Below are 26,929 nucleotides of genomic sequence, written 5' to 3'. Positions count from 1 at the left end.
TCACAGGCTGCGGGCGAAGGCGGCGAACGCCGCCGCCCCGACGGTGAAGACGGGCCCGTCGGGGTTCTTGGAATCCCGCACGGCGACCCGGCACGGCTGCGCGGCCACCTCGACGCAGTCTCCGTTGTCGCTGTACGAAGCCGTGCGCCAGGCGGCGCCGTCGAGCGGTGCGCACTCGACGCACTCGCCGCCGTTCGAGCCGCTGTAGGACGACTTACGCCACTGTGCGCCCGTCAGCTTCTGGATGCTTGCCATAGCGTTCCTCCATTACGCGAGCGATCAGCCCAGCCGACGCCCGGGGTGGGAGGGCCTCGGCTTGCAAGTGAGCGTAGCCGACCGAACGCTCCTTGATCACTTGCGCGTTGGCTGTCATGTGACCGGAGTCGTAGCTCTCGCTGTAGTGGATGTCCGGGGCGCCGTCGAAGCGCAGCAAGGTGAACGAGCCCATCATTCCAGCGTGCTGCCCAGCGCTGAAGGGCAGCACCTGGATTTCCAGCCACCGCCGCTCTACGAGGCTCAACAGATGGGCCAGTTGGCCGCGCATCACCTCGCGACCTCCGATCTCCCGATGCAGAGCTGCTTCGTCAAGCACCGCCCACAGCACCGGCGGGCTCTCCCGAGTCAGGATGCGCTGCCGGTCCATTCGTGCCGCCACCGCAGCGTCGAGCTTGTCAGGCTTCTCAACGCCGAGAACGGCCCGCGCGTAGGGCTCCGTCTGGAGCAGCCCGTGGACCAGCTGGCACTGGTAGGTGGAGATGAACGCCGCCTGGCCCTCCATCTCCGCGTACGGCTGGAACCAGCTCGGCAACTGGCTCCGCAGGACCAGCCCCACCAGGCGGGAGAACACCCCGCCCGTGTTCAGGGCCGCATCCACCCGCTCCGAGAAGTCGCGGGTCGGGACGCGGCGGCCGTTTTCGACCATGCCGATCAGGGAGCCCGTGCAGAAGATGATCGCGCCCAGCTGGGACTGCTTCAGGCCGGCCTCTTCTCTCAGGCGGCGCAGCTCGTAGCTGTAGTAGTCCAGCGGCGAGGCGCTGGGATCGATGTCGCGGGCCAGGACCATGGAACGGCACCCCCAAGCGGGAAACGGGCTCGTGGCCGAGCGTAACGACCCCGCTACCACCCGGTGTCCGAAATCCGGCAACCATGTCACACACCTCCGCCCCGCCCCCGGGCGAAGGGGGCGGGGCGGAGGCGTCGCTCGGCGCGGGGTGGGGGGAGATCAGCAGGCGCCGAGGTCCTTCCAGACACCCCATTCACCGGTGGTGCCCGGCGTCTCGTTCTGCGTCCACCACTGGGCCTTGTACTTGCGGCCGTTGTGGGAGACCTCGCTGCCGCCGGTGTAGACGGTGCCCGCGACGTACGCCGGGGTCGAGCCGCAGCCCGTGGTCGGCGGGGTCGTCGGAGGCGTGGTCGGCGGGGTGGTCGGCGGCGTCGTGGGAGGCGTGGTCGGCGGGACCGTGGTGCCGCCCAGGGCGTCGGAGATCTGGCCCAGCAGCGTGGCGTTGTTGTCCAGGCCGAGCAGGGAGTACATCATCGCGCCGGCCAGGCCTCGCTGCTTGCCGTAGTCGACCCGGGCCTGGATGGACTTCTGGTTCAGGCCGGTGAAGAACTCGCCGTCCTTGTAGAAGTACGAGGACTTCGACTGGTCGTCCCAGAAGGTGGTCGCCGCGTTGTCGACGATGCCGCCGAGCTCCTTGTAGTGCGCGATGCCCGCCTGCTGGCTGAGCGGTCGCGCGGCGGAGCCGCCGGTCGCGGTCTGGGCGAGGCCGTTGGTCGTGCCGGCCGGGACGCCCTTCCAGCCGCGGTAGTAGAACTCGTAGCCCAGGGTCAGCTTGTTGGCGGGGAAGCCACCGGTGATGCCGTAGGCCGGGTTGCCGTCGATCCAGGAGTCGATGGCGTTGTCGATGCTGTACTTCTCGGTGCCCGGCGCGATCGGGTCGGTCGGGTCGGCCGCGGACGGGTACAGCGGGGACTGGTGGTACGTCGGCCCGTCGCCGTCCCAGGCGCCGTGCATGTCGTACGTCATGATGTTGGCGTAGTCCAAGTACTGGCCGATCTTGTCGGTCTCGATGTACTTGATCTTGTCCTGGCCCGCCGGGAGGGCCGCGGTCAGCATGTACTTCTTGCCGCCGTTGGCCGCGCCCTCGGCGTCGAGCTGCTTGCGGAACTCCTGGAGCAGCAGCGTGAAGTTCTGCTTGTCCTCGGGGCCGTAGTGGTTGCCCAGGTGGCCGCCGGAGGAGCCGGGGTACTCCCAGTCGATGTCGATGCCGTCGAAGATGCCGGCCGCGGTGCCGGCGCCGCCGAAGCCGCCCTCCACCGGGAGGTCGCCCTTGATGTACTGCTTGATGCAGGAGGCGACGAACTTCTTGCGGGAGGCGTCGGTCTTGGCCGCGTCGTGGAAGTACTTGGAGTACGTCCAGCCGCCCAGCGAGATGTTGATCTTCAGGTGGGGGTACTTGGCCTTCAGTTCCTTGAACTGGTTGAAGACGCCCACGATCGGCTGGTTCCAGGTGTCGGCGACGCCGTCCACGCTGTCGGCCGCGCTGAAGGACTTCTGGTAGTCGGCGTAGCTGTCGCCCGCGCCGTCACCGGCGTTGGGGTTGTTGTCGTCGCCGGCGGCCTTGTTCGCCTCGAAGCAGGTGAGCTCGGTGGGGTGGATGTTGCCGAACGAGTAGTTGATGACGTCCAGCTTGCTCGCTATGCCCCGGGTGTCGAGGTGCTTGGGGTAGAAGGCGTTCCCGTACACGCTCCACTGGTCGTAGTAGGCGATGCGGACGCCGCCCGCGGCGGCTCCGGCCGCGGTGTCGGCGGCCTGGGCGGTGCCGAGTCCCGCGAAGGAGGCAAGCGCTCCGGCTGCCAGCGCGGCCGTGGCGGCGGCCGCGGCGAGGGGTTTACGGATGTGCATGAACTGCCTCCGGGGGGCTGGGAGGAGAGTGCTGGAGGTTCGGGTGAGAGAAGTGATAGCGATCACTCCAGCCCCGCGTCAATGGTTCGGACCAAAGAAGGACTAGACCACTCCAGCGCTATTTCCCCAAGTCAGAGACCTGAGCGCACATCAGAAACCGCCCGCCACCCCGGGTGACGAGCGGTTTAAGGCTGCCTTGAGACACGCTCCCGCAAGGTTTTGGCAATGAACCAGCCAAATCCCGTTGGTGCGCGGTCAGTCGGCGTCGAGTACCTCCGCGGGCATGCCGTACGCGTCCGCGACGAGTTCGTAGGAACGCAGCCGAGCCGCCCCGCTGTGGGCGTTGGCGGTCAGCATCAGCTCGTCCGCGCCGGTGCGCTTGGCGAGCCCGTCGAGCCCGTCGGCGACCGCGCCGGGGGTGCCGTGGACGATGTTGGCGAGCCAGCCGTCCACGAACTCCCGCTCCAGCGGGGTGTAGGGGTAGGCCGCGGCCTCCTCGGGCGTGGGCACCAGCCCCGGGCGCCCGGTGCGCAGCCGCAGCATCGACAGCGCGCCGGTGAGCACCTGGGCGCGGGCCTCCTCGTCGGTGTCGGCGGCGAGGGCCGAGACACCGATGACGGCGTAGGGGGCGTCCAGTACGGCGGAGGGCCGGAAGCTCTCGCGGTAGAGGTCGAGCGCGGGGATGGTGCCGGCCGCGGAGAAGTGGTGGGCGTAGGCGAAGGGCAGGCCGAGCTCGCCGGCGAGGCGCGCACTGAAGCCGGAGGAGCCCAGCAGCCACAGCGGCGGCCGCCCGGCCGGGCCCTGCACCGGGCCGGGTACGGCGTGGACGCGGGCGTACGGGTGCCCGTCGGGGAAGTCGTCGTCGAGGAAGCGGGTGAGCTCCGCGAGGCGGCGCGGGAACTCGTCCGCGCCCTCTTCGAGGCGTCCGGGCCCGCGCAGCGCGGCGGCGGTGCGGCCGTCGGTGCCGGGGGCCCGGCCGAGGCCGAGGTCGATCCGGCCCGGGGCGAGCGCCTCCAGCGTGCCGAACTGCTCGGCGACGGCGAGCGGGGCGTGGTTGGGCAGCATCACGCCGCCCGAGCCGAGCCGGATGCGGGAGGTGTGCGCGGCCAGGTGGGCCAGGATCACGGCCGGCGAGGAACTGGCGACGCCGGGCATGGAGTGGTGCTCGGCGACCCAGTGGCGGTGGTAGCCGCGGGATTCCGCAAGGCGGGATATGGCCACGCTGGTGCGCAGGGAGTCGGACGCGGTGCTGCCGGCGCCGACGGTGACGAGGTCCAGGACGGACAGGGGAACGGGCGCCCGGCCGAGGGCGGTGCCCCGGATGCCGCCGCCGCTGTCGCCGCCGCTGCCGATCTCCTCGGGCAGCCCGTGCGCCCCGCCGCTCGCGTCCCCGGTGTCACTCATCGTCGCTCCCGTCCCGTGCTCCGCGCCCGCACGCCGTCCGTGCGAAACCGTACGAAGAACTCGAACCGTGACGCGCCGCCGGGCATTCCCGGAAAGCCGGGAGTTGCGTGTGACCATGGCATATGCCAGAGGCGTAGATAGAGGCAGACGGACGTGATCGAGCCATCAATCTCCCCAACAGGCGCTCCACATGGGCCTCTTGATGGCTATCGTGGTAGGGCAAGCGGTAACAACCTGCTAGGGGGAAACCGTGGCGCTGAAGCCCGAGCCGACCGCGCCGTTCCACTCGGTGCAGTACGCACTGCGCGTACTCGAAACGATCGCACGGCACACCGGCGGTGTGACCGAGGTGCAGATCACGCGTGAGACCGGCCTGCCCGCAGTCCATCTCGCCCCGATGCTGCTCATGCTGCGCCGGGAGGGATACGTGCTGCAGGTGGCGGACGGCGCGTACGCCATAGGGGACTCCCTCGTCCTGCTCGGCTCCGGCACCGACCGCCAGCAGGCCCTGACCGACAAGCTCCAGGAGACCCTCGACCGGCTGCGCGACTCGGTCGGCGCGGCCGTCTACATCAGCAGGTACGTGGACGGCGAGGTCAGGATCACGCAGTTCGCGGACAGCCCGCGCACCCCGAAGGTCCACGAGTGGGTGGACTTCCGGTCCGCGGCGCACGCCAGCGCCGTCGGCAAGTGCCTGCTCACACAGCTGGACCTGAACGGACGGCGCGACCACCTGTCCCGGCACAAGATCGCGCGGCTCACGTCGAAGACGATCGTCAACGAGCGGATCCTCTTCTCCAAGCTGGACTCCCAGCCGGCCACCGTCCCCATGCTGGACCTGCAGGAGTACGCCGTGGGCACGGTCTGCGCGGCCGTCCCGATCACGGCGGGCGCCTCGGTCGGCTGCCTGGCGCTGTCCATGCCGGTCGAGCACGCGCACCGGCTGCGGGCCGCGGCCGACACCCTGAACCGCAAGGCCGCGCCGCTGCTGCTGTCGCTCACGCTCTAGGACCCCGGCTGCGCCGGGCCCTGCGGGGCCCGTCCCGCGCCATCCGCGGCCGTCCGCCATCCGGCCGGAAAACACTTCGGGCGGTTCCCGGTGAACCGGAAACCGCCCGAAGGACAGGTGCGCCGCCAGGGACTCGAACCCCGGACCCGCTGATTAAGAGTCAGCTGCTCTAACCAACTGAGCTAGCGGCGCCTGCTGACAGAGAAAATACTACCCGGTCCTCAGGGGTGCTCCAAACCATTACCCGCGCAGGTAGGCGAGGACCGCCAGCACCCGGCGGTGGGTGTCCTGCGCGGGCGGCAGGTCCAGCTTTCCCAGGATGTTCCCGATGTGTTTGCCCACGGCCGCCTCGGACACCACCAGCTCCCGGGCGATGGACCCGTTGGACCTCCCCTCCGCGACCAGGCCCAGCACCTCCCGCTCGCGCGGGGTCAGCGCGGCCAGCGGATCGCGCCGCCGGCGCAGCAGCTGGCGTACGACCTCCGGGTCGACCACGGTGCCGCCGCCGGCCACCGTGACCACCGCGTCGAGGAACTGCTCCACGTGACCGACCCGGTCCTTGAGGAGGTAGCCGACGCCACTGCCGTCGCCGGAGTCCAGCAGGTCGGCCGCGTACGAGCGCTGCACGTACTGGCTGAGCACGAGGACGGGCAGGGCCGGGCGGGCCGTGCGCAGCTCCACGGCGGCGCGCAGTCCCTCGTCGCCGAAGCCGGGGGGCATCCGTACGTCGGTCACGACGACGTCCGGGTCGTGGGCGGCGACGGCGGCGCGGAGCGCGTCCGCGTCCCCGACGGCGGCGGCCACCTCGTGGCCGAAACGCGTCAGCAGACCGACGAGCCCTTCGCGGAGCAGGACCGCGTCCTCGGCGAGGACGATCTTCAAGGGGCGCTGTTCTCGGGGCTGCTCACCGGGCACGGGATCTCCAGGCTCAGGACGGTGGGGCCGCCGGGCGGGCTGGTGATCGTCAGTGTGCCATCGAGGACCGCGATCCGGTCGGCCAGTCCGGTCAGTCCGGAGCCGGTGGCCGGGTCGGCGCCGCCGCGGCCGTCGTCGCTCACGTCGATCAGGAGCGCCCCGCCGGTGTGCCGGGCGGTGACGGCGGCGCGGCCGGCGCCGCTGTGCCGGCCGACGTTGGCGAGGGCCTCGCAGACACCGAAGTACGCGGCGGCCTCGACCGGCTCGGGCAGGCGGGGCAGGGCGGCCGACAGGTCGGTGGTGACGGGGACGGCGGAGCGCTCGGCGATGTCGGCGAGGGCTCCGGTGAGGCCGTAGTCGGTGAGCACCTGGGGGTGGATGCCGTGGATGAGTTCGCGCAGCTCGGCGAGGACCCGGCCGGCCTCCGCGTGGGCGGTGGCGAGCCGGTCGGCGAGCGGGCCGGGCGGGGCGTCGAGGCGGGCGAGGCCGAGGGTCATGGTGAGGGCGACGAGTCGCTGCTGGGCACCGTCGTGGAGGTCGCGCTCGATCCGGCGGCGCTCGGCGTCGAAGGCGGCGACGAGCCGGGCGCGCGAGCGGGTGACCTCGGTGAGCCGGGCACGGAGCTCGCGCTCGCGGGGCGCGAGGAGGGCGCGGGTCAGGGCGGCGCGGGCGCCGGCGAGGGCGCCGAGGGCGTGCAGGAACACGGGCAGGAGCACGGCTCCGGCGGCGGCGACGGCGAGGGCGGCCGGGTGGGAGGTGACCAGCGCGAGCTTGAGCACCTTGACCTCGCCGTCGGCGGCGAGGGCCAGCTGGAGCGGGGTGGTGAGCAGCAGGAGGGGCAGGCCGAGGAGGGCCGCGACGGCGGCGAGGTCGACCCACCACAGGACGAAGCCGTGCAGGACGGCGTAGGCGAGCTCGCGCCAGGTGGCCTGCTCGCGGTAGCGCAGCCGGGCCCAGGCGAGGACGCCGGGCTCGGCGGGCGTGCGGTGCGGGGTGGGGGCGGGGTCGGCGTCGACGATCCGCAGGCGGCGGCGCTCGACGGCGCCGGTGGGGAGCCCGGCGAGGCCGAGGAGGGCGAGCAGGGGGAAGGCGACGATGCCGGCGGCGGCGAGCAGGACGAGACCGAGGAGGAGCGGCGGGCCGGTGAGGGCGCCGCCGGCGAGGTACCCGGCGGCGCGCCAGGGCCAGGCGGAGCGGAGGTAGCGGCCGCGGGCCAGGGCCTGCCAGGGGGTACGGGCGTGATCGTCCATGCGGGCACGCTACGGCGCTGCCAGCGGCGGAACCATGGCCCCAGGGGGCGTGCGCGGGGTGGGACCGGCCCTACCCCTCCCTTTCCCAGACGCTGCCCGGCCCCGGTCACTACACGGCGCTCCGCGCCCGCGCCTCAATCGCCGGCGGGGCTGGAATACCCGGCCAGCACCGAGCAGGGCGGCGAGGCTGGAATACCCGGCCCGCACCGAGCAGGGCGGCGGGGCTGGAATACCCGGCCAGCACCGATTGAGGCGGCGGCGGCCAAAACCAGCCTCGCCGGCGATTGAGGCGCGGGGGGTCGGGGGCAGAGCCCCCGCAGCGGCGGTGCAGACGTCAGCGGTGCAGGAGGTCGAGGCGGCCCTGGGCCTCGTAGCGGGCCAGGAGGGCGGACCGGGCCGACGGGGTCAGAACGGCGTAGCCCCCGGCAGGGGCGCGGTGCCAGACCGGGTCCTCGCAGCGGAAGCCGGCCCGGCGGAGCGCCACGCGGTGGACCTTGTTCGTCGCGGTGACCGGCATCTCCGCCACGATGCGGACGTAGCGCGGGGCCATCTTCGTGCCCAGGTCCGGCTGGCGGGCGAGGAAGTCCTCGAAGGCCGCCGGGGAGAACTCGGCGCCTTCCCGGAGGGACAGGGCCGCCATCACCTGGTCGCCGGCGACCTCGTCCGGGACCCCGTAGACGGCCACGGCGGCCGCGTCCGCCCAGCGGGCCAGGATGTTCTCGATCACGGCCGCGGCGAGGTTCTCGCTGTCGACGCGGAGCCGGTCGTCGGTGCGGCCGGCGAAGTAGAGGAAGCCCGCCGCGTCGCGGAAGAAGAGGTCGCCCGTCCAGTACCAGCCGTCGCGGGTGCGGTCGGCCTCCGCGTCGGGGTTGCGCCAGTAGCCCTCGAACAGGCTGCGGCCCCGGTTGACCAGTTCGCCGATGGCGGCCGAGCCGTTGAGGAGGCGGCCGTCCGCGTCCAGGACGGCCGGCGGGCATTCGGTGCCCGTCTCCGGGTCGATGACCGCCAGGTCGTCGCCCGCGCCCGCCCGGCCGAGCGCGCCCGGCGGGGTGTCCGGGGTGCGCTGGACGGAGGCGCCGCCCTCGGTGGCGCCGTAGCCCTCCACCAGGCGGACCCCGAAGCGTTCGGCGAAGCGTGCCGCGTCCACCGCCCCGGCCTCGGTGCCGAAGCCGAGCCGCAGGGGGTGGGCGCGGTCGTCGGGGCGGGGCTCGGTGGCCAGGAGGTACTGGATCGCCCGGCCGACGTAGGTGAAGTAGGTGGCCCCGTAGGCGCGTACGTCGTCCAGGAACGCCGAGGCGGAGAAGCGCCGGCGCAGGGCCACCGCGGCCCCGCCGACGAGTGCCGGGAGCCAGTCGGCGATGACGGCGTTGCCGTGGAAGAGCGGCATGCAGACGTAGTGGACGTCGTCCGGGCCGACGGAGAACTGGCGGGCGAGCGAGGCTCCGGCAGCCGCGAGCCGGCCCTGGCTGCACAGGGCGGCCTTGGGGGCGCCGGTGGAGCCGGAGGTGAAGTAGAGGAGGAGGCGGGCGTCGGGGGCGGGGGCGCGCAGGGTCGCCTCGCCGGGCTTGGCGGCGGCGTAGGGCGCGAGGAGGGCCGCGTACTCCTCGGTGCCGGTGACCAGGACCCGTACGCCCGGCAGGTCCAGGCCGCGCAGCAGGGGCAGGTGGGCGGGCTCGGTGATCAGGAGCCGGCAGTCGGTGTGCAGGATGTCGCGGGCCAGTTCGGGGCCGCGCCGGGTCGGGTTGATCCCGGCGACGGCGGCCCCGGCCAGGGCCGCCGCGCCGAGCCAGAACGGGAACTCGGGGGTGTTGTCGAGCAGGACCCCGAGGTGCGGCTCGGCCTCCGCGGGCATGAGGTCGACGAGGAGCGCGGCGCGCGCGGCGGCTTCCTGGGCGGTCCGGTGGTGGGTGAGGACACCTTCCGCGTGTTTCAGCCCGGGCCGGTGGTCGCCCCATTGGCGCGCTATGAGCTCCGCGACGGTTCCGGGTGCTGTCGTCGTCCGCATGCCGCCGGAGGGTAGCTGACGTACTGTCAGAATTGAACGTCCGAGCAGGCGTAGAAGGCCATCGGGGTGTCGTTGACGGTCCAGACCGCCAGGATCAGGTGCCGGCCCGACTTGCCGGCGGGCATGGCGCCCTGGTGGACGGTGGTCATGGCGGGGCGGGCGCCGTTGTAGGCGACGGTGAGGAAGGGCTGGGGTTCGAGGTCGGCGCGGGTGAGGGCCTTGGTGCCGGTCCAGCCGTCCTTGGTGACGTAGTACTTGAAGTCGGTGGTGGAGTGGTTGGCGGTGAACTGCCACCGGAAGGCGTAGCTCTGGCCGCTGGTCACCTTGGTGGTGGGCCAGGCGCCGCCGCGCGGGTTGTCGAGCTCGGCGAACTGCGGCAGGCCCGCGGAACATATCTTGCCGTCGGCGGGGCCGGCGGCCGGGAAGCCCTTGAAGCCCTCGACGCTCTGCGGCTCCCACTGGATCGCGCCACAGTCGGACACGGCCCTGTTGGCGCAGAGCTTCTGGCGGCTGATGGGGGTGTCGGTGTAGCCGTGGCTGCTGGCGCTGGGGGCGCCGACGAGGGTGATTCCGGCGACGAGGCCGAGGCCGAGCGCGGCGACGCCGGCCCGTCCGGGCATGCGGACGTTACGCATGATGCTCCTTGAACGTGGGGGGAGTTCCGTGAGAGCGCGCGCGTGGGGATTAGGTCTAGACCAAGTCCCAGATTATTGACGAGAGTTGGCCATGTCCAGACCAATGAGGAAACGGGTGGTCCGGTCGATACCGGCCACCCGTTTCCCTGTGGTGCGATGTGGTGCGCGATGCGTGGTGCGTGGTGCGTGATGGGTGATGGGTGATGCGTGTCCCGCTATTCGGTGCGGCCCGTGTAGAAGGCGACCGTGAGGTCCTTCACGAGGGCCTTGCGCTCGTAGTCGTCGAGCTCGACGAGTCCGCGCGAGGTCAGCCGGTGGACGGTGTCGTCCACGGCGTCCACGACCGAGGTCAGCACGGTGTCCCGGTGCTTGGCGTCGATCGCGGCGACCCGCCGGCGGCGCATCGCCTCGGCGACCTCGGCCGCGTACTCGATCCGGGTCGGCTGGGCCGAGAACACCTCGATCCCGACCGCCTCGGTCTCGGCAGCCAGCATCCGGGTCAGCGCGTCGCCGACGGCCTCGGCGTCGCGCAGGGTCGGGGCGTCCTCGTGGAAGGCGTCCGCCGGGAGCTGGGACAGGACGCGGGCCATGGCCGACTCGACCTGCTCGGCAAGGTACTCGGTGTGGTCCGCGACGGCGAGCGTGGCCCGGGCGGTGTCCTTGACCTGCCAGACGACCTGGACGACGACCTGGAGGGCGAGGCCGCCGGAGTCGACGGCGGGCATCGGGTCGCTGCGCCAGTGGCGCAGCCGCACGTCGACCCGGCGGCGCAGCAGGAGGGGGCTGACCCAGGTCAGGCCGGTACGGCGGACCGTGCCGCGGTAGCGGCCGAAGAGGGTGAGCACCCAGGCGTGGCCGGTACGGGCCCGGCCGAGGCCGCCGAGCGCGACGAGGGCGACGACGCCGAGGAAGGCGAGCGGGGGCCAGTGGGTGGCGCGCAGGCCGTGGTAGGCGCGGGGGGCCGCGCCGAAGGCCGCCGCGAACGCGTCGGGGACGGCCCCGGCCCGCCAGAGCACTGCCGCGCAGCCGGCGAGGGCGAGGCCGCCGACGGCCACGCCGACCCAGCCGGGGAGCACCGGGCCGCGGTGCTCGCGGAGGCGGTCGTCCCCGCGGGGGACGCGGCGGCCGGGGGCGGGGCGCGCGGGCCGGGGTGCGGGGGCGGGCTCGCGCTTCGGCAGGGGGGTGGCCGACGCGGCGGCCCGGAACGGCAGGTTCACCGGTACCTCGGTGACGGCGGTACCGCGGTGGGGGGCGGAGACGTGCGGGAGGTCCTGCGTGTCGTCCTCCTCCATGGCGCGTGCCACGGCCTGGGCGACGATCTCGGCGACGCCGGGTCCGGGCACGCCGGAGTTCGGGGCGGTGTCGGGGTCGGGGTCGGGGTCGGGGTGCTGCTCGTGCTCGGGCTCCTCGGGCCCGTCGTTCTCTTCGTGCTGCGGGTGCGGGCGCGGGATGTGCGGGCCGCCGCCGGGCGCGGAGTCGGCCGTCGTGTGCACGGGCTCGGGCTCGGACTCCCCCCGCGCGGCGGGCACCGCCGCCGCCCCGCCGTCCGGCAGGGCCTGCGGTCCGGGTGCGGCTTCCGGCTCCGCCGGAACGGAATGCGATGCGGGCGGCGAGGCCTGCCCGAACGGCACCGGGACGGGCACGGCCTCGGGCTCCGCCGGGCTCACGGCGCGGTGCGCGGCGGGCCGCTCCGGCGCCCGGGCCGGGGCCGCTACGGCGGCAGGTACGTTCCCCGCCTCCGCCGTCCCGGTGGGCAGGCCGTACGCGACCGGGGCTTCCGGCGGCTCCACCGCCCGGGGCACGGCTCCGGCAGGCACCGGAACGGTCTCCGCCGGGCCCCGGTGCGGGGCGCGCGCGGTCGGCGGCTCCGCCGCCAGGGGAGCAGCCTCACCGGCAGGCGCCGGAACGGCACGGGCCGGCACGGTGTGCGGGGCGGGGTCGGCCGCCGGCTCCTGCGCGCCGGGCGGTGCGTACGTGCCGAGCGGGGCGGCCCGCGGGGGCTGCACCGCGGGCGCCGCGCCGTCGCCCGGCTCCCCCGGCGCGAGCGCCGCGGGGCGCGCCACCCGGACCGGAGCGGGCCCGGCCTCCGCCACGGCAGGGGCCGGCTCCGCCGACGCAGCGGGTGGGGGAACAGTGGCAGGCGCGGCTACCGGGTCGGCGCCCCGGTACCCCGCCAGGGCCGGGGTCGAGGCGGCGGGCCGAGGCGCGGCGGGGTGCCCGTCGGGCGCCGCCTCCCCGGTGGGCACGCACGACGGCGCTTCCCCGGCCGACACCGGGACGGAACCGGGCACGCCCCCCGGGGCGGCCGCCCCCGGCGAAGCGGACCCGGCGGGGGCGAGGGCGGGCTCGGCCCCCAGGGCGGAGGTCGCGGCGCCCAGGCCGGCCGCCCGAGGCGAAGCCGCCCCGGCGGGGGCAGAAGTACAGGCGGGCACCGCCCCGGGGGCGGCGGGCACCACGCCGGCCGCCCCGGGCGAAGCCTCCCCGGCGGAAGCCGGGACGGGCTGCGGTGCCGCAGGGGTCGGGACGGGACCGGGCACGTGCCCCGGGGCGGCCGCCCACGGCGAAGCAGACCCGGCGGGGGCGCGGGCGGGCTCGGCCCCCAGGGCGGAGGCCCCGGCGCCCAGGCCTGCCGCCCGAGGTGAAGCCTCCCTGACGGGGGCAGAGGTACAGGCGGGCACCGCCCCCGGGGTGGCGGGTGCCGCGCCCAGGTCGGCCGCCCACGGTGAAGTCGCCTCGGCGGAAGCCGGGACGGGCTGCGGTGCCGCAGGGGTCGGGACGGGCACGGGCCCCGGGGCTGCCGGCGAAGCGGACCCGGCCGGGACAGAGGCGGGCGCGGCCGCCTGGACGGGGGCCGGGACCGGCGGGGTCTGGGCGGCCGCCGGAGTCGGGGGCGTGAGGCGGAGGGAGAGGGTCGGGGTGGTGGTGGCCCAGCCGAAGGAGGTCGGGGCGGGCTTGGGCGCGGCCGGTACGCGGAGGGTGCCCGTCGTCGAGGTGGTGCGCGTGGGAAACATCGTTACCTCCGTCATGCGAACAGCCGGCGCCAGGTTTCCGGGCCCGGGTAGCCGTTGGCCGCGGCCCCGCGCCAGCCCTGCGCGCGCTGGAAGGCCTCGACGTTGCGGCGGTCCGCCTCGCCCCAGCGGGCGCTCGGACCGGACGTGTAGTACTTGCCGAAGCCCTTCTTCACCAGCTGCCGGCCGAGGGCCTCGACGGCCGGGTGCGACACCCCCGGACGGAACACCGCGGCCCCCGGGAAGGCCCGTACGCCGCCGGGCCCGGGCGCCGCGCCCACCAGCGGCGCGATGTTCTTGCCCTGCTTCTCGACGAGCAGGCGCCAGGTGTGCGCGCCGGGGACCCCGTCGGCGTCGGCGCCCGTCCAGCCCTGCGCCCGCTGGAACGCCTGGGTGGCGAGCCGGTCGTGGTCGCTCCACGTCCGGTCGGCGACACCCTTGGGGTAGAAGCGGTACCCGCCCCGCTCGATCAGCATCCGGCCCAGCTGGGCCACGTGGTCGTTGACGGCGCCCGGGGCGAACATGGCCGCGCCCGGGAAGGTCTTCGGCGCGTCGCCCGGCTTCGGACCGGCCGCCGGCGGTTCGGGGGCGGGCACGGCGCCCGGGACCTCCGGGACGATGCCGCCCGTCACCCCGTTGAACCGGTACGGGACGTACTTCGCCGCGTTGGTCCAGTAGCCGTAGGGCGTGGCCAGCTTCCGCGTCGTGGGGCGGGTCTGCTCGTAGGCGACGTAGTGGGTGCGCGTCTCGTCGACCCAGCCGCCGAAGAGGACCACGTGCGAGCCGTTGTTGGGGTCCGCCGGGTTGTGGAAGAGCAGCATGTCCCCCGGCAGCAGCTCATCCTTCGTGATCTTGGTGGCGAACGCGTCGAGGCTGCCGGTCCACTCGTTCGAGCCGAGGTTCCAGGCCATGGAGACGTAGCCGGAGCAGTCCTGCCGGTAGCCGTCCGTCCAGTACGTGGACATGCTGTAGGGGACCTGGGCGTCCAGCCACAGCTTCGCCCTGTTGATGATCGTCGTGCGGTCGATCCGCTTCACGACCCCGGGCCGGGCCGGGGCTCCGGGGCTGCCCGGCTTGCCCTTCGGGCCGTGCAGGGGGGTGCGGCCGCCCTGCGGGCTGCCGGGATCGTCGCCGGGGACCGGACCGGTGGCCGGACCCGTGGCCGGCGCGCTCAGGGCCACGGCGGTCCCGGTGCCGCCGCCGAGGACCACTCCGGCAGCGGTGGCCAGGACCAGCGCCCGGCGTGCGCCGCGCGCGGCGGGGTGACCGCCGTCCCGGAGCGGTATGGCCCTGGCGCGGGCGAGGGCGCGGCGGCTCTGGGCGCACCCCGGGCACACGCAGTCGCCCGCGGGCTCGTACTCCTCGAAAGCGGGCATCGGCATCTGCACATGCGTCGGGGGCTGCATCGTCATGCGGTTCCGTCCACTCCCCTGCGGTTCCAGTGGTCGACCGGGACCACACCTGATAAAGCATCAGATGTGGTCGGCGCAGACATATCGTGCACGATAAACCACTCAAACATGGGTTAATCGGACAGGGCGGGCGTGGCTGGTCACGAGCACCCGCGGAGGTGGGGTAGAGTTTTCCCTGTCAGCAAGCGCCGCTAGCTCAGTTGGTTAGAGCAGCTGACTCTTAATCAGCGGGTCCGGGGTTCGAGTCCCTGGCGGCGCACAGACGGAGGAAGCCCCTCACAGCGAAAGCTGTGAGGGGCTTCTTCGTTCCCGGAACCTCGTTCCCGGAACCCTCTACACCGACGTGCCGGAGCGGACGCCCACGCCCGTCAGGTAGGCGGAGACCACCACGTTCGCCGTGTACTGCTCGGCCGCCTTGTCGTACGTACCCCCGCAGGTCACCAGCCTCAGCTCGGCGCGGCCCCGCACCCGCGGGCCGTACGCCTTGTGCGCGTCGAAGGCCGCCCGCTCGTAGACCCGTACGTCCTCGATCGTGAACTCCGCGACGGAACCGTCCGCCCGCACCACCCGCACCTTGTCGCCCGGCTTGGCCGAACTCAGGCCGTAGAAGACCGCCGGCTTGGACCGCGTGTCCACGTGCCCCACCATCAGCGCCGTCCCCGCCGCCCCCGGCTGGACGCCCTGCCCCCACCAGCCCACCGTGCCCGGGCTGTCGTACGGCGGCGGATCGATCGCGCCGTCCTTGTCCAGGCCCCGGGAGACCACCGGGGCCTGGATGCCTATGGACGGCACGTCGACGCGTTGCGGCAGCGATCCCGTGACGGGCGCGTGCGCGGCCGGCAGCCCCGCACTGAGCGCCCCTCCGGCCTGACCGGAGGGCGGAGCCGGCGCCACCGTCAGCTCGCGCCCCCACAGCCACAGGCCCAGCACCAGCACCGACCAGGCCGCGAAGGTCAGCATCCGGCCCCCGGCGGAGGCCTTGGCCTCGTCCGTCCGCCACTGCTCGCTCACGCGGCGCCCGCCTCACTCGCCGCTGCGACGGCGGCGCAGGGCCAGCGCCCGGCCCGCGACGGCCAGCGTGGCCACCGCCGCGAGGACGGCGCCGATCACCGTGTGCGGCATCCCCGGGCCGTCGCCGCCGGTGTGCTCCTTCTTCGCCGCGGTGAGCAGGCCGGGGGCCTCGGCCGGGCGGTCCGCCATGCCGCCGCCGCCCGCGTGGACCGGCCAGATCGGCGAGGCGTGGTGCGAGGGGTGGCGGTAGGCGGAGATCTGCACGGAGCCGGTGAACTTCTCGTCGCCGTCGCAGTACACCCGGACGGCGTGCCAGCCCGGCGAGGCGTGCGAGCTGATCATCGCGTCGCCGTAGAGCGGGCTGCGCCGCCCGCCGTCCCGCCCGTAGAGGTCGGCGTCCGACACGAAGACGGAGGACTTGGCCGCCCCCTTGTTGCCCTCGCAGCCGTGGACCCGCAGCTTGACCTGCGCTCCCGGGTTGGCCGGGTTCGGGTCGACCGTGATGCTGCCGCGGTCGCCGCGGTCCTCCTCACCCGCGAGGGCGGTGGGCGCGGACACGACGGTCACCGCGGAGAACGCCGCCAGAGCGGCGGCCACGGCGGCGGTGCGGACAGCGATCGGAACACTGCGCATGGTGAACCTCCTCGACAAGGAGATTCACGCGCGGCGCGCCGCTCCGCATCCGGAGCGGCGCCGTACGTGTCAGCCGTACGCCCCAAACGCGGTACGCCCGGACGGCCGCACGGTCAGCGTCCGCACGGTCCACGTCCGTACGGACCACGGCCGTACGGTCCGCGTCCGCACGGCCGTCGGTCAGACCAGGTCGACCAGGTCCGCGATCGAGGGGACCGTCTTGGTCGGACGGTAGGGGAACTTCTCGGTGTCCTGCTCGCTGGTCAGACCGGTCAGTACGAGGAAGGTCTGCATGCCGGCCTCCAGGCCGGCCAGCACGTCGGTGTCCATCCGGTCGCCGATCATCGCGCTGGTCTCCGAGTGCGCGCCGATGGCGTTCAGGCCGGTCCGCATCATCAGCGGGTTCGGCTTGCCCGCGAAGTACGGCTGCTTGCCGGTCGCCTTCGTGATCAGGGCGGCCACGGCGCCGGTGGCCGGGAGCGGGCCCTCGGTGGAGGGGCCGGTCTCGTCGGGGTTGGTGCAGATGAAGCGCGCCCCGGCGTTGATCAGGCGGACCGCCTTGGTCATGGCCTCGAAGCTGTAGGTGCGGGTCTCGCCCAGGACCACGTAGTCGGGCTCGTGGTCGGTGAGGACGTAGCCGATGTCGTGCAGGGCGGTCGTCAGGCCGGCCTCGCCGATGACGTACGCCGTGCCGCCCGGGCGCTGGTCGTCGAGGAACTTCGCGGTGGCCAGGGCGGAGGTCCAGATGTTCTCGACGGGAACGTCCAGGCCCATCCGGGCCAGGCGGGCCTGGAGGTCGCGCGGGGTGTAGATGGAGTTGTTGGTCAGCACCAGGAAGGGCTTGCCGGACTCGCGCAGCCGCTTGATGAAGTCAGCGGCGCCCGGGATGGGGGTGCCCTCGTGGATGAGGACCCCGTCCATGTCGGTGAGCCAGGATTCGATCGGCTTGCGCTCTGCCACTGGACTGTTCTCCGCTCTCGCTGACCTGCTGCCTCTGGTCTCTACCACCCTATCGGGGCCGGGCCGCGGACGTGGTTGACGTCCACAGCCCGGACGCGAGGGGGCGGGACCGGGCCGGAAGGTCAGCCCAGGCGGACGTTGTCGACGGTCCAGAACCAGTTGTTGCTGCCGCTGTAGCGGAAGCGGACCTGGACGTCGGTGGCACCGGCCGGGACCTGGAGGGCGAGGGAGTCGGCCTTGGCGACGGCGTCGGCGGTGTAGGTCTTCACCACCGCCGGGGCGGCGCCGTTGTAGGAGACGAGGACCTGCGCGGTCTGGCCGGCCTCGTGGCGGTAGTGCGTCTGGAAGGTGAGGGTGCGCGTACTGCCGCCCGCCACCGGCCACTTGGGGGTGACGAGGGTGGAGTCGAAGGTGCCGGTGTGGGTCTTGTCGTCCCACTCGTCGGAGTCGGCGACGGCGAAGACGTCACGGGAGCGGACGTTCAGCTCGCGCCACTGGTCGCGCTGCGACTGGGTCCAGAACTCGTCGGTCGCGAAGGCCCAGCCGGCCCACTCGGTGACACCGCCCGTGCCCATCCTGGAGTTGTCCACGGACCAGCCGGCGGGCGGGGTGTGCGTGAATCCCTTCACCCCGGCCGGGATGCCCGTCTCGTCCACCCGGGCCTGCAGGGCCGGGCGCACGGTGTCGAAGGGGTCGCTGTCCGGGGAGCCCAGCGGGACGCCGTCGATGCCGGGTGCGGCGACGCCGAACTGGGCGAGGGCGGTCGCGGCCACGTTGGCGAGCTTGACGTCGTCGCGGACCGAACCGGCCGGGATCCCGGCTCCCTTGGCGATCACGAAGGTGCCGCGCTCGGCGATGGTCGAACCGCCGTGGCCGCCGGAGGAGGTGTGGCCGTGGTCGGTGGTGACCAGGATCTTCCAGTTCTCCTGGCCGTACGTCGGGCGGTTCTGGACGGCGGTGAGGAGCTGGCCGACCAGGGCGTCGACGCGGGCGACGGCGTCGAGGTACTGCTGGCTGGCCGCCCCGTAGGAGTGGCCGGCGGCGTCGATCTCGCCGAGGTAGACGAAGGCGGCGTCCGGGTTCTGGGTCCGCAGTTCGGTGGCGGCAGCGGCGGCCACCTTCGGGTCCTCGTTGCGGTAGCCGTCGCGGTCGCCCTTGAGGGAGAGGCGCTTGTCGACCTTGGCGGAGAAGATCGGACCGTTCTGGTCGGTGGAGGTGATGGGCTCCCAGTCGGCGGCCGCGTACGTGTTGAGCGCCGGCCGGGCGTTCTCGATGCGGGTCAGGAAGTCCGGGTACGCGGCGTAGTTCTTGCCGGTGAAGGAGTTGTCCTTCACGCCGTGCTTGTCGGGCCAGACGCCGGTGGCGATGGTGGACCAGCCCGGGCCCGAGGAGGTGGCGGCCATCGGGCCCGCGTAGAGGGTGCTGCGGGCGGTCAGCCCCTGGGCCATCAGGCCCTGCAGGTGCGGGGCGTTGGCGGCCTTGACGCGGTCGAGGACCGCGCCGTCGACGCCGATGACGAGGACCTTGTCGGTGGGGGCGGCCGCGGTGGCCGTGGCGGTGTGGGCGCCGAGGGCGGTGGCGAGCAGGGCGGTGGCGGTGGCGGCCACGGCGAGGGTGCGTCCGGCAGGGACGGCAGGGGACACGAACTCCTCCGGGAGTGATCGTGGGAAGGCGCTGGGGAGAGGTGCTGGGGCGCTGGGGACGTGCGCCGGGTCCGGACCGAAGGTGCGGTCTTCGGTCCAGACCCGTTATACAAAAATCACTGTGCAGGGCGTGGATGACGAGGAAGCAACGAGTCAGCTTCCGGTTGCCGACTTCCACGCGTCCACGTAGCCGGTGAGGTTCTTGTCGATGTCTGCCCAGTCGGGCTCGAATATCTCGACACCCGTCATGAGCCTGGTGAGTTCGACGGCGTTGGCGTCGGTCGGCTTGACGTCGCTGCGGGCCGGGAAGCCGCCCCCGACCTCGCTGACCAGCCGCTGCGCCTCCTCGCTGAGCAGGTGGTCGAGGAGCTTCCTGCCGTTCTCGGAGTGCGGGGCCTTGGCGACCAGGCCCGCCGCGTACGGCAGGGCGAAGGTGGTGGGCCTGCCGCCCTCCTTCGCGGGGAACCAGATGCCCAGGTTCGGCATGGACTTGGACTGCGCGAAGTTCATCTGGACGTCGCCGTTGGCCACGAGCAGCTCGCCCTTGTCGGTCTTGGGCGCGAGCTTGCTGGTGGAGGAGGACGGGCCGACGTTGTTGGCCTGGAGCTTCTTGAGGTACTCCATCGCCGGCTCCTTGCCGCCGAAGTCGTGCATCGACTTGATGAGGACGGCGGTGCCGTCGCCCGCGACGCCGGGCGTGGAGTACTGGAGCTTGCCCTTGTAGCGGGCGTCCAGCAGCTCCTCCCAGGTCCTGGGGGCCTCGGCGAGCTCCTTCTTGTTGTAGACGAAGCCGAAGTAGTTGTTGACGACCGAGGTCCACTTGCCTTCGGTGGACTTGTCGGCGCCGTTGACCTTGTCGGCGCCCTGGGGCACGTAGGACTGGAGCAGGCCCTTGCCGTCGGCCTGCTGGATGAAGGGCGGCAGGGTGATCAGTACGTCGGCCTGGGTGTTGGTCTTCTCCCGGACGGCGCGCTGCACCATCTCGCCGGAGCCGCCCTCGACGTACTTGACCTCGATGCCGGTCTTCTTGGTGAAGTCGGCGAAGACACGGTCGTACCAGCCGTCGCCCTTCTCGCTCTTGAGGCCGTCGGCGCTGTAGACGGTGACGACCTTCTCGGCGCCCTTGGAGTCGGCCGAACCGGCCGGGCCGGCCGGGGAGGAGCCGCCGCAGGCGGTGAGGGCGGTGGTGAGGGCGAGGCTGCCGGTGACGGCGGCGGCGACGCGGAGCGGGCGGGTTCCGGGCATGGCTGTGCTGGGCATGGAACTTCCTCACGGGGAAAGGGAGTCGACTGGGATCAGCGGGGATCAGCGGTACGAGGCCCTGGTGCGGACGCGGGAGACGGCGAGCAGGACCAGCAGGGTGGTGGCCATCAGGACCACCGCGACGGCGGAGCCGCTGAAGAGCGAACCGCGGTCGGTGGCGGTGAAGATGCGGACCGGGAGGGGCATCCAGTCCGGCGGGTAGAGCATCATCGTGGCGCTGAGCTCACCCATGGACAGGGCGAAGCAGAGGCCGGCCGCGGCCGTGAGGGACGGCAGCAGGAGGGGGAGCCGGACCCGCCACAGCACGTACGCGGGGCGGGCCCCGAGGGAGGCCGCAGCCTGCTCGTAGGCGGGGTCGAGCCGGACGATCGCGGCGGACACCGACTGGTGCGCGAACGCCGTGACGAGGACGGTGTGGGCCAGGACGACGATCGGGGCGGTGCCGTTGAGCAGGACGGGCGGGCGGCTGAAGGCGACGAGCACGGCGAGGCCGACGACCACGGACGGCACGGCGACGGGCAGCATGAACAGCGCGTCGAGCAGCCGCTTGCCCCGCTTCTTCAGCGCGGCCCCGGCCAGCGCGGCCCAGGTTCCGACGGTGAGTGCGAGGAGGCTGGCGGCGACGGCGGTGACCAGGCTGGTGGTGAGGGCCTGGAGGGACTCGCCGCGTACGGCGGCGGCGTAGTTCGCGGTGGTCGGCCCGGAGGGCAGGGCGCCGGACCAGTGGGTGGCGAAGGACGCGGCGACCACGACGAGCAGGGGCAGCGCGAAGAGCGGCAGGAAGAGGAGGCCGAAGAGGCCCCAGGCGGCCCAGCGGCCGGCCTTGCTATGCACCAGCACGCTTGCTCACCACCCGGTAGAGGCCGAACAGGCCGACGGAGATCGCGATGTTGACGACGGCGACCACGCAGGCGGCCGGGTAGTCGGATTCGAGGATGGCCTTGCCGTAGATGAGCATCGGCAGGGTCGTGACGTCCTTGGCGCCGGTGAACAGGACGATCCCGAACTCGTTGAGGCACATGACGAGGACGAGGCTGCCGCCGGCGCCGAGGGCCGGGAGGGCCTCGGGCAGGATCACCTGCCGGACGATGCGGGCGGGGCGGGCGCCGAGGCCCGCGGCGACCTCCAGCTGGGCGGTGTCCAGCTGGGAGAACGCGGCGAGGAGCGGGCGGATCACGAAGGGCGTGAAGTACGTGATCTCCGCGAGGAGGACGCCCCAGGGGGTGGTGAGGAAGTGGAAGGGCCCCTCGGCGGCGCCGGTGAACTCGGTGACGAGGCCGTTGGCCATGCCGACGGTGCCGTAGAGGAAGAGGAGGGCGAGGGTGATGAGGAAGGAGGGGAAGGAGAGGAAGACGTCGATGAACTTCGCGACGGCGCGGGCTCCGGGGAACGGCACGAAGGCGATGATCAGCGCGAGCGTGAACCCGAGGACCAGGCACCCGAGGGTGGCCCCGACGGCCAGCCAGACGGTGGTGCCGAGGGCCTCCTGGAAGGCCCGCGACCCGAAGACGCCGGCGTAGGCGTCGAAGGCGCCGCCACTGCCGTCGGGGGTGAAGGACTGCTGGACCACCAGCGCGAGCGGATAGAGGAACAGCAGCGCGAGCACCCCCACGGGCGGCAGCGCCCACACGCCGCGCGGCACCGCCCACCCCCTCCGGCCCCCTTGAGGAACCGCGCCGACGCCCTTCGCACCCGCCGCCCCGTCCAGGCCCGGCGACCTTTCCAGCCCCGCCGGCGTTTGAGGCGCGGGGTCCGGGGCGGAGCCCCGAGCCTGCACGGGCACGGGCGCTCCGGCGTCCGGCAGTGGGGACGGCGCGGCTCGCCGCGAGGCGTCAGGCACCGGCCACCCCCGCCCCCAGCAGCACCGCATCGCGCGGCTCGAAGTGCAGCGTGACCCGGTCCCCCAGCGCGGGCGTCTCCCGCAGTTCGGGGAGGTCCGCCTTCACGCGGTGGCCGTCGACGTCCACGTACAGCCGGTGCGTCGAGCCCCGCCACTGCACCTCGGCGATGGTGCCGCTCAGCGCGTTGGGGCCGGCGCCGAGGCCGAGCAGGTGCGGACGTACGCACAGGGTCGCCGCGGCGCCCGGTGCCGCCCGCCCGCGGTCGAGGGTCAGCGACCGGCCCTCGAAAACCGCGCCGCCCTCGGCCACCGTGACCGGGAGCAGGTTCGCGTTGCCGACGAAGGACGCGGTGAACTCCGTACGCGGGGCCCGGTACAGCTCCTGCGGTGTCCCGCAGTCCTGGAGCCGGGCCCGGTCCATGACGGCGATCCGGTCGGCCAGGGTGAGGGCCTCCACCTGGTCGTGGGTGACGTACAGGATGGACACGTCGGGCAGTTCGCGGTGCAGCCGGGCCAGTTCGGCGAGCATCCCGGAGCGCAGCTGCGCGTCGAGGGCGGACAGCGGTTCGTCCAGCAGCAGCACGCCGGGGCGGATGGCGAGGGCGCGGGCGATGGCGACCCGCTGCTGCTGCCCGCCCGACAGTTCGCGCGGGTAGCGCCGGGCGTAGGCCGCCATGCCCGTCATCTCCAGGGCCTCGGCGACCCGGCCGGGTATCCCGGCTTTCGGCGCCTTCTGCGCCTTGAGGCCGAAGGCGACGTTGTCCTCGACCCGCATGTGCGGGAAGAGCGCGTATTGCTGGACGACCATGCCGATGCCGCGCTTGTGCGGCGGGAGCGCGGTGACGTCCCGGCCGCCGATGAGCACCCGGCCCGCGGCGGGCCGCACGAAGCCGGCGACCGCGCGCAGGGCGGTGGTCTTCCCCGAGCCGGAGGGGCCGAGGAGCGCCATCACCTCGCCCGCCTCCACGGTCAGGTCGAGGCGGTCCAGGACGGTGTTGCCGTCGTAGACGACGCTGACCCCGTCGAAACGGATGCCGCTCACGCCGACTCCGCGAGGAGGTCCGGGAGTTCGGCGACGGAATCGAGGACGTGGGTCGCGCCGTTGCGCGTCAGCGTCGCGCGGTCATGGGCGCCGGTGAGGACGCCCGCCACCGTGGCGGCGCCGGCGCGCCGCCCGCTGAGCATGTCGTAGGCGGTGTCCCCGACGACCACGACGTCGCTCACGTCGGCGACGGCGCCGGTGCGCAGGAACGCGGTCAGCACCATGTCGGGGTGGGGGCGGCCGCGGCCGCCCGCGTCGGCGGGGCAGAGGGTGAGGTCGGCGAGGTCCTGCCAGCCGAGGGCATCGAGGATGGCGTCCTGGGTGACGCGGGCGAAGCCGGTGGTCAGGGCGACGGTCCGGCCGTCGGCGCGGAGCTTCTCGATCGCGGCGCGGGCGCCGGGGACCGGGGAGACGAGGCCGCCGTCGACGAGCTCCGCGTACGCCTCCTCGAAGGCGGAGTTGGCACGCCGGGCGCGTTCCTCCGTGCCGAAGAGGTGGCGGAAGACGGAGATCTTGGACTCGCCCATGGTGGCGAGTACGTACTGCAGCTTCTCGGCGTGGTCGGGGGTGCCGGGCTCGACGCCGAGGCGCTCGGCGGCCCGCTCGAAGGCGCGCTCGACGAGGCCGCCGTCGGCGACGGTGGTGCCGGCCATGTCGAGGACGACCAGGCGGCGGCTGTCGGCGGTGGTGGCGGCCGTGGTCTCGGTGGCCGTGTTGGTCTCGGTGGTCGTGGTCTCGGTGGTCGTGTTGGTTTCGGTCATCGGTGTTACCAGCCCAGTTCGTTCGCGGTGGTCTCGGCTATGGCGGGCGAGCAGGTCATGCCGCGCCCGCCCGGTCCGGTCACCAGCCAGACGCCGTCGGCGACCTGCTGGCGGTGGACGACGCGGGAGGTGTCCGTGCACTGCGCGTACACGCCCGCCCAGCGGTGCCTGATCTTCGGCAGGGGGCGGCCCAGGAAGGACTCGACGACCTCGGTGAGGTGCTCGTAGGGGTCCTCGAGGGTGTCGAAGGCGAAGGGGTGTTCGTATTCATGGGTGTCGCCGATGGTCAGCCCGCCGTCCTGGCGCTGCACCATCAGCAGCTGCATCTTGTGCGCGGCGGCGACCGGCGTCTGGGCCTGGCGGGCGTTCAGCTCGTCGAGGGCCGCTGACCGGTAGGCGGGGTAGTAGCGGAAGCTGTCGGCGTCCGCGACGGAGGTGGTGAGCGGCTCGCCGAGCGGGGCGGTCTGCATCATCTGGAGCCGGACCCGGCGCACGGGCAGGTCGGGGGCCAGCTCGCGGACCAGCCCGGACAGCCAGGCGCCGGTGGCGAGGACCACGACGTCGCCGCGGTGGACGTCGCCGTGGTCGTCGCGGACCGCGCCGGGGCCGGTGACCTCGCGGACCTCGCGGCCGGCGAGGAAGGTGTAGCGGCCGCCGGCCCTGGCGCGCAGCGCTTCGCGCAGGTGCAGTTGGGCGGTGCGCGGTTCGACGGCCGCGTCCCGCTCGCACCACAGGGCGGCTTCGAAGGCGCCGCGCAGGGCCGGGTTGATCGTGCGCGCCTGCTCGGCGGTGACCAGTTCGTAGCCGCGGGCGGCGGCGTCCGGGCGGGCCAGGGCCGCCTCGGCGACGGCGTACTCACGGGCGTTGCGGACGGGGGTGAGGGAGCCGATCGCGCGGAAGCCCAGGCCGGGCACCTCCGCGCCGATGCGCTCCCAGAGCTCGCGGGCCCGCAGGGCGGTGTCGAGCTCCTCTCCCCCGGCTCGTCCACTGACCCAGATCTGGCCGAAATTGCGCAGCGAGGCGCCGCGCGCCTCGGCCTCGCGCTCGATCTGGACGACCTCGTGGCCGCGTTCGACTGCTTGCCAGGCGTGCATGGTGCCGACCACGCCGCCTCCGACGACTATGACTCTCACGCCGCCAACGGTGGGCGCGGACCGTGACCCGGGAGGGTCGGCCCGGCGACGCGTCGGTGAACAGCCCTCGACGCTTGGACTAGACCCGTTATCTTTTTGTGACTTCACTACGCCCCTTTTCGATTGGTACGGGTGAGTTGCTGCCGGGCTATTCGGCCCGTAGGCGGGTCGTGAAACTGAACCGGTCACCACGGTAGAGCGAACGGACCCGCTCCAGGGGCCTGCCCCCCTGGTCCCGCGAGAAACGGTGGATGAGCAGCATGGGCAGGGCCGGCGGGGTGCCGATCAGCAGGGCCTCGCGGGGGGTGGCGAGCACGGTCTCCAGCTTCTCGTCGGCTTCGCCGAAGGAGATGCCGAGGCTGTCGCGGAGGTAGCCGTAGAAGGAGGAGTCCGGCTGGAAATCGCTGTTCAGGCGGGGGGCGCGGGCCACCCGGAGGTACGTGCTCTCCAGACCGACGCGCTCGTCGTCGGCGAGCAGGACCCGCTCCAGGTGCCAGACGGGCTCGCCGGTCTCGGCCCCGATGCCGGGCGCGAGGTCGGGCGGGCAGGGGAACTGCTCCAGCCCGATCAGCTGCCGGCCCGGCCTGCGGCCCTGGCGGCGCACGCCCTCGGTGTAGCTGGCGAGGGAGAGGGGCTGTTCCAGCTTGGGCCCGGCAACGACGGTCCCGCGGCCGGAACGGCGCAGCCGGCCCTCCAGCAGCAGCTCGCGCAGGGCCTGCCGGACGGTCTCGCGGGACACCTCGTACCGCTCGGCCAGGTCCCGCTCGGTGGGCAGGGTCCCGCCCTCGCCGAGTTCGTCGAGGAGCTCGGCGATCCGAGCCTTGACGGCGTAGTACTTGGGGATCCGGCCGTGCTCGGGGATGCCGGACCGCACGGGCGAGCCGGCGCGGTGACCCTGGAGGTTCTTGTCCACAACGGGACTCTATGCGGGACGGTCGCGGCCGCCGTACGGGAGCCCGGGGACGGGATCGAGTACGGGAGCCCGGGGGCGGGATCGAGTACGAGCGAGCGGGGCCGCGGGATCAGTGCGCGCGGGTCCCGGCACGGATGCGGAGCCGGCGGGCCCCGAGCAGGAGACCGCCGCCCGCGGCGAGGGCGGCCACGGCGCCCGCGCCGTACACCCACTCGCGGGGGCCGGTGTGGGCGAGGGAGCCGCCCTCGGCGGAGTCCTCGGACTGCTCGACGGAGAAGCGGTAGCCGCCCGCCTCGCCGATCCAGTCGCCGTCGTCGCCCTTGCGCTGGACGAGGGCGGCGTCGGCGACGACCTCGCCGGTGGGGGCGTCGGGGGCGAAGGCGAGGGAGACCTTGACGGTGCGGGTGCCGCCGGGGCCGACGGTGAAGCCGGGGAAGGCCTCGCCCCCGTCGAAGACGGCGATGATCTCGTCGCGGTCGCTGCGTTCGAGGCCGGCGGGCAGGGTGCCGCCCGGGGCGTCGAACTCCATCCGCAGGTGGGCGGGGCGCAGGGTGCGGGCCTTGTCCGTGAGGACCACGACGGGGTGGATGGCCCTGCACTCGGAGTCGGTGGTGTTGGTCAGGTCCAGGTACCAGGTCTGCGGCTCGCCGCCGGTGCGGTACACGGCCGGGCCGCCGCGGATGCGGGCCCCGATGGGGAAGGCGGAACTCTTGCCGTCCCCGCAGGTGGCCTGGACCCGGGAGGGCATCGCGGGGGCGGGGCGGGCACCGCCGCCGGTGCCGATGTCCGCGCCGGCGGTGGGCGCGGTGGTGACGGCCAGCGCGGCGGAGAGGAAGGCGGTGAGGGCAAGGGCTTTGCGCAGTCGCATGGAAGACCTTCGCTGCTCGCCGGACAGGACGATGGTCGGACGAGGTGACAATCACCCCGACCTGCCCGCACCCTCCCACGCACGCGCGAACCCTCACCGCACACCACGCCTGAGTCGTTCCGGTTTACGCCCGAACGGTGCAGGCGTCAACCCCCACCCCACCAGCCACTCCGGCCCCGCCGCACCATCCGGCCCCGCCGCACATACAGCCTCGCCAGGGGGCACCTCCCAGCGGTAGCTGGGGGAGTTTGAGGCGCGGGGTCCGGGGCGGAGCGCGCGGCGAGCACCCGGCGCTCGGCCTGGATCCAGGCCGTAC

The 26,929-nt window shown here is 73.3% G+C and carries 23 protein-coding genes and 2 tRNA genes; 2 read left to right on the top strand and 23 right to left on the bottom strand.

What is annotated here, in order from left to right; all coding sequences use genetic code 11:
- The 4 genes from AB0O53_RS21020 to AB0O53_RS21005 all read right to left on the bottom strand — a co-directional run bounded on the left by AB0O53_RS21020 (nt 1) and on the right by AB0O53_RS21005 (nt 4,312).
- Nucleotides 1–255 carry a DUF397 domain-containing protein gene (locus AB0O53_RS21020; protein WP_365197384.1) on the bottom strand — a complete coding sequence of 85 codons (255 nt, stop codon included), beginning with the start codon at nt 253–255 and terminating at the stop codon, nt 1–3.
- A complete protein-coding gene (locus AB0O53_RS21015; RefSeq protein WP_350995110.1) occupies nt 215–1,063 on the bottom strand; it encodes a helix-turn-helix domain-containing protein in 849 nt (282 codons plus the stop codon). The genes AB0O53_RS21020 and AB0O53_RS21015 overlap by 41 nt, the downstream gene beginning before the upstream one ends.
- 159 nt (nt 1,064–1,222) lie before the next feature.
- Complete coding sequence (locus AB0O53_RS21010; protein ID WP_350995108.1) at nt 1,223–2,908, bottom strand: glycosyl hydrolase family 18 protein; 1,686 nt, start codon at nt 2,906–2,908, stop codon at nt 1,223–1,225.
- Nucleotides 2,909–3,163: 255 nt separating this feature from the next.
- On the bottom strand, nt 3,164–4,312 hold the full coding sequence (locus AB0O53_RS21005; protein WP_365197380.1) for an LLM class flavin-dependent oxidoreductase: 1,149 nt from the start codon (nt 4,310–4,312) through the stop codon (nt 3,164–3,166).
- Between the two features lie 250 nt (nt 4,313–4,562).
- On the opposite strand from AB0O53_RS21005, the gene AB0O53_RS21000 reads away from it, so the two are divergent.
- Nucleotides 4,563–5,321 (top strand): IclR family transcriptional regulator, encoded by a 759-nt coding sequence (locus tag AB0O53_RS21000; RefSeq protein ID WP_359117936.1) that lies wholly within the window; start codon nt 4,563–4,565, stop codon nt 5,319–5,321.
- Nucleotides 5,322–5,439: 118 nt separating this feature from the next.
- Here AB0O53_RS21000 and AB0O53_RS20995 read toward each other — a convergent pair.
- From AB0O53_RS20995 to AB0O53_RS20965, 7 genes are all read right to left on the bottom strand, one after another.
- Nucleotides 5,440–5,513: transfer RNA gene (locus tag AB0O53_RS20995), tRNA-Lys, on the bottom strand.
- A gap of 48 nt (nt 5,514–5,561) precedes the next feature.
- On the bottom strand, nt 5,562–6,203 hold the full coding sequence (locus tag AB0O53_RS20990; RefSeq protein WP_350995102.1) for a response regulator: 642 nt from the start codon (nt 6,201–6,203) through the stop codon (nt 5,562–5,564).
- On the bottom strand, nt 6,200–7,486 hold the full coding sequence (locus tag AB0O53_RS20985; protein WP_365197375.1) for a sensor histidine kinase: 1,287 nt from the start codon (nt 7,484–7,486) through the stop codon (nt 6,200–6,202). Before AB0O53_RS20985 ends, AB0O53_RS20990 begins: the two co-directional genes overlap by 4 nt.
- 334 nt (nt 7,487–7,820) lie before the next feature.
- The gene (locus AB0O53_RS20980; protein WP_365197372.1) at nt 7,821–9,491 is read right to left on the bottom strand and encodes an AMP-binding protein; all 1,671 of its coding nucleotides are present in this window, start codon (nt 9,489–9,491) and stop codon (nt 7,821–7,823) included.
- Between the two features lie 26 nt (nt 9,492–9,517).
- Entirely contained in the window at nt 9,518–10,111 is a 594-nt protein-coding gene (locus tag AB0O53_RS20975) for a lytic polysaccharide monooxygenase auxiliary activity family 9 protein (protein ID WP_350999207.1), read from the bottom strand.
- A gap of 230 nt (nt 10,112–10,341) precedes the next feature.
- The gene (locus AB0O53_RS20970; RefSeq protein ID WP_365197369.1) at nt 10,342–12,219 is read right to left on the bottom strand and encodes an SPFH domain-containing protein; all 1,878 of its coding nucleotides are present in this window, start codon (nt 12,217–12,219) and stop codon (nt 10,342–10,344) included.
- A gap of 929 nt (nt 12,220–13,148) precedes the next feature.
- Nucleotides 13,149–14,516 (bottom strand): peptidoglycan-binding protein, encoded by a 1,368-nt coding sequence (locus AB0O53_RS20965; RefSeq protein WP_350999208.1) that lies wholly within the window; start codon nt 14,514–14,516, stop codon nt 13,149–13,151.
- A gap of 215 nt (nt 14,517–14,731) precedes the next feature.
- Here AB0O53_RS20965 and AB0O53_RS20960 point away from each other — a divergent pair.
- Nucleotides 14,732–14,805, top strand: a tRNA-Lys gene (locus AB0O53_RS20960).
- Nucleotides 14,806–14,879: 74 nt separating this feature from the next.
- On the opposite strand, the gene AB0O53_RS20955 is transcribed toward AB0O53_RS20960, so the two are convergent.
- From AB0O53_RS20955 to AB0O53_RS20900, 12 genes are all read right to left on the bottom strand, one after another.
- A complete protein-coding gene (locus AB0O53_RS20955) occupies nt 14,880–15,506 on the bottom strand; it encodes a class F sortase (RefSeq protein ID WP_350999211.1) in 627 nt (208 codons plus the stop codon).
- A 63-nt stretch (nt 15,507–15,569) separates the two neighbouring features.
- Entirely contained in the window at nt 15,570–16,190 is a 621-nt protein-coding gene (locus AB0O53_RS20950; protein WP_328739982.1) for a hypothetical protein, read from the bottom strand.
- 180 nt (nt 16,191–16,370) lie between these two features.
- Entirely contained in the window at nt 16,371–17,150 is a 780-nt protein-coding gene (locus AB0O53_RS20945) for an HAD-IIA family hydrolase (RefSeq protein WP_350998921.1), read from the bottom strand.
- Between the two features lie 122 nt (nt 17,151–17,272).
- Nucleotides 17,273–18,793 (bottom strand): alkaline phosphatase family protein, encoded by a 1,521-nt coding sequence (locus tag AB0O53_RS20940; protein ID WP_365197366.1) that lies wholly within the window; start codon nt 18,791–18,793, stop codon nt 17,273–17,275.
- Nucleotides 18,794–18,946: 153 nt separating this feature from the next.
- Entirely contained in the window at nt 18,947–20,038 is a 1,092-nt protein-coding gene (locus AB0O53_RS20935) for a 2-aminoethylphosphonate ABC transporter substrate-binding protein (protein ID WP_350999214.1), read from the bottom strand.
- A 60-nt stretch (nt 20,039–20,098) separates the two neighbouring features.
- Nucleotides 20,099–20,896, bottom strand: a complete 798-nt coding sequence (locus AB0O53_RS20930; protein ID WP_350998927.1) for an ABC transporter permease — start codon at nt 20,894–20,896, stop codon at nt 20,099–20,101.
- Entirely contained in the window at nt 20,883–21,698 is an 816-nt protein-coding gene (locus tag AB0O53_RS20925; RefSeq protein ID WP_365197364.1) for a 2-aminoethylphosphonate ABC transporter permease subunit, read from the bottom strand. Before AB0O53_RS20925 ends, AB0O53_RS20930 begins: the two co-directional genes overlap by 14 nt.
- 190 nt (nt 21,699–21,888) lie before the next feature.
- On the bottom strand, nt 21,889–22,938 hold the full coding sequence (locus AB0O53_RS20920) for an ABC transporter ATP-binding protein (protein ID WP_350998932.1): 1,050 nt from the start codon (nt 22,936–22,938) through the stop codon (nt 21,889–21,891).
- Entirely contained in the window at nt 22,935–23,699 is a 765-nt protein-coding gene (locus AB0O53_RS20915; protein ID WP_365197361.1) for a phosphonatase-like hydrolase, read from the bottom strand. The genes AB0O53_RS20920 and AB0O53_RS20915 overlap by 4 nt, the downstream gene beginning before the upstream one ends.
- A 5-nt stretch (nt 23,700–23,704) precedes the next feature.
- Nucleotides 23,705–24,832, bottom strand: a complete 1,128-nt coding sequence (locus tag AB0O53_RS20910; RefSeq protein WP_365197358.1) for a TIGR03364 family FAD-dependent oxidoreductase — start codon at nt 24,830–24,832, stop codon at nt 23,705–23,707.
- Between the two features lie 148 nt (nt 24,833–24,980).
- Complete coding sequence (locus AB0O53_RS20905) at nt 24,981–25,745, bottom strand: GntR family transcriptional regulator (RefSeq protein ID WP_350998940.1); 765 nt, start codon at nt 25,743–25,745, stop codon at nt 24,981–24,983.
- Between the two features lie 109 nt (nt 25,746–25,854).
- Entirely contained in the window at nt 25,855–26,613 is a 759-nt protein-coding gene (locus AB0O53_RS20900) for a hypothetical protein (RefSeq protein ID WP_350998943.1), read from the bottom strand.
- Nucleotides 26,614–26,929: the final 316 nt, after the last annotated feature.

This window comes from Streptomyces erythrochromogenes (assembly GCF_040684695.1).
GTDB classification, from domain to species: Bacteria; Actinomycetota; Actinomycetes; order Streptomycetales; family Streptomycetaceae; genus Streptomyces; species Streptomyces erythrochromogenes_C.
The sequence above is the reverse complement of the archived record's forward strand: the minus strand, read 5'-3'. Positions and strand labels throughout refer to the sequence as shown.

Coding starts and splice junctions, on each gene's coding strand:
- AB0O53_RS20950 (WP_328739982.1), bottom strand. CDS start 16,190: ATGCGCAGTGTTCCGATCGCTGTCCGCACCGCCGCCGTGGCCGCCGCT.
- AB0O53_RS20900 (WP_350998943.1), bottom strand. CDS start 26,613: ATGCGACTGCGCAAAGCCCTTGCCCTCACCGCCTTCCTCTCCGCCGCG.
- AB0O53_RS21015 (WP_350995110.1), bottom strand. CDS start 1,063: ATGGTCCTGGCCCGCGACATCGATCCCAGCGCCTCGCCGCTGGACTAC.
- AB0O53_RS21005 (WP_365197380.1), bottom strand. CDS start 4,312: ATGAGTGACACCGGGGACGCGAGCGGCGGGGCGCACGGGCTGCCCGAG.
- AB0O53_RS21010 (WP_350995108.1), bottom strand. CDS start 2,908: ATGCACATCCGTAAACCCCTCGCCGCGGCCGCCGCCACGGCCGCGCTG.
- AB0O53_RS20985 (WP_365197375.1), bottom strand. CDS start 7,486: ATGGACGATCACGCCCGTACCCCCTGGCAGGCCCTGGCCCGCGGCCGC.
- AB0O53_RS20915 (WP_365197361.1), bottom strand. CDS start 23,699: ATGACCGAAACCAACACGACCACCGAGACCACGACCACCGAGACCAAC.
- AB0O53_RS20980 (WP_365197372.1), bottom strand. CDS start 9,491: ATGCGGACGACGACAGCACCCGGAACCGTCGCGGAGCTCATAGCGCGC.
- AB0O53_RS20955 (WP_350999211.1), bottom strand. CDS start 15,506: ATGCTGACCTTCGCGGCCTGGTCGGTGCTGGTGCTGGGCCTGTGGCTG.
- AB0O53_RS20935 (WP_350999214.1), bottom strand. CDS start 20,038: ATGCCCGGAACCCGCCCGCTCCGCGTCGCCGCCGCCGTCACCGGCAGC.
- AB0O53_RS20965 (WP_350999208.1), bottom strand. CDS start 14,516: ATGCCGATGCCCGCTTTCGAGGAGTACGAGCCCGCGGGCGACTGCGTG.
- AB0O53_RS20975 (WP_350999207.1), bottom strand. CDS start 10,111: ATGCCCGGACGGGCCGGCGTCGCCGCGCTCGGCCTCGGCCTCGTCGCC.
- AB0O53_RS21020 (WP_365197384.1), bottom strand. CDS start 255: ATGGCAAGCATCCAGAAGCTGACGGGCGCACAGTGGCGTAAGTCGTCC.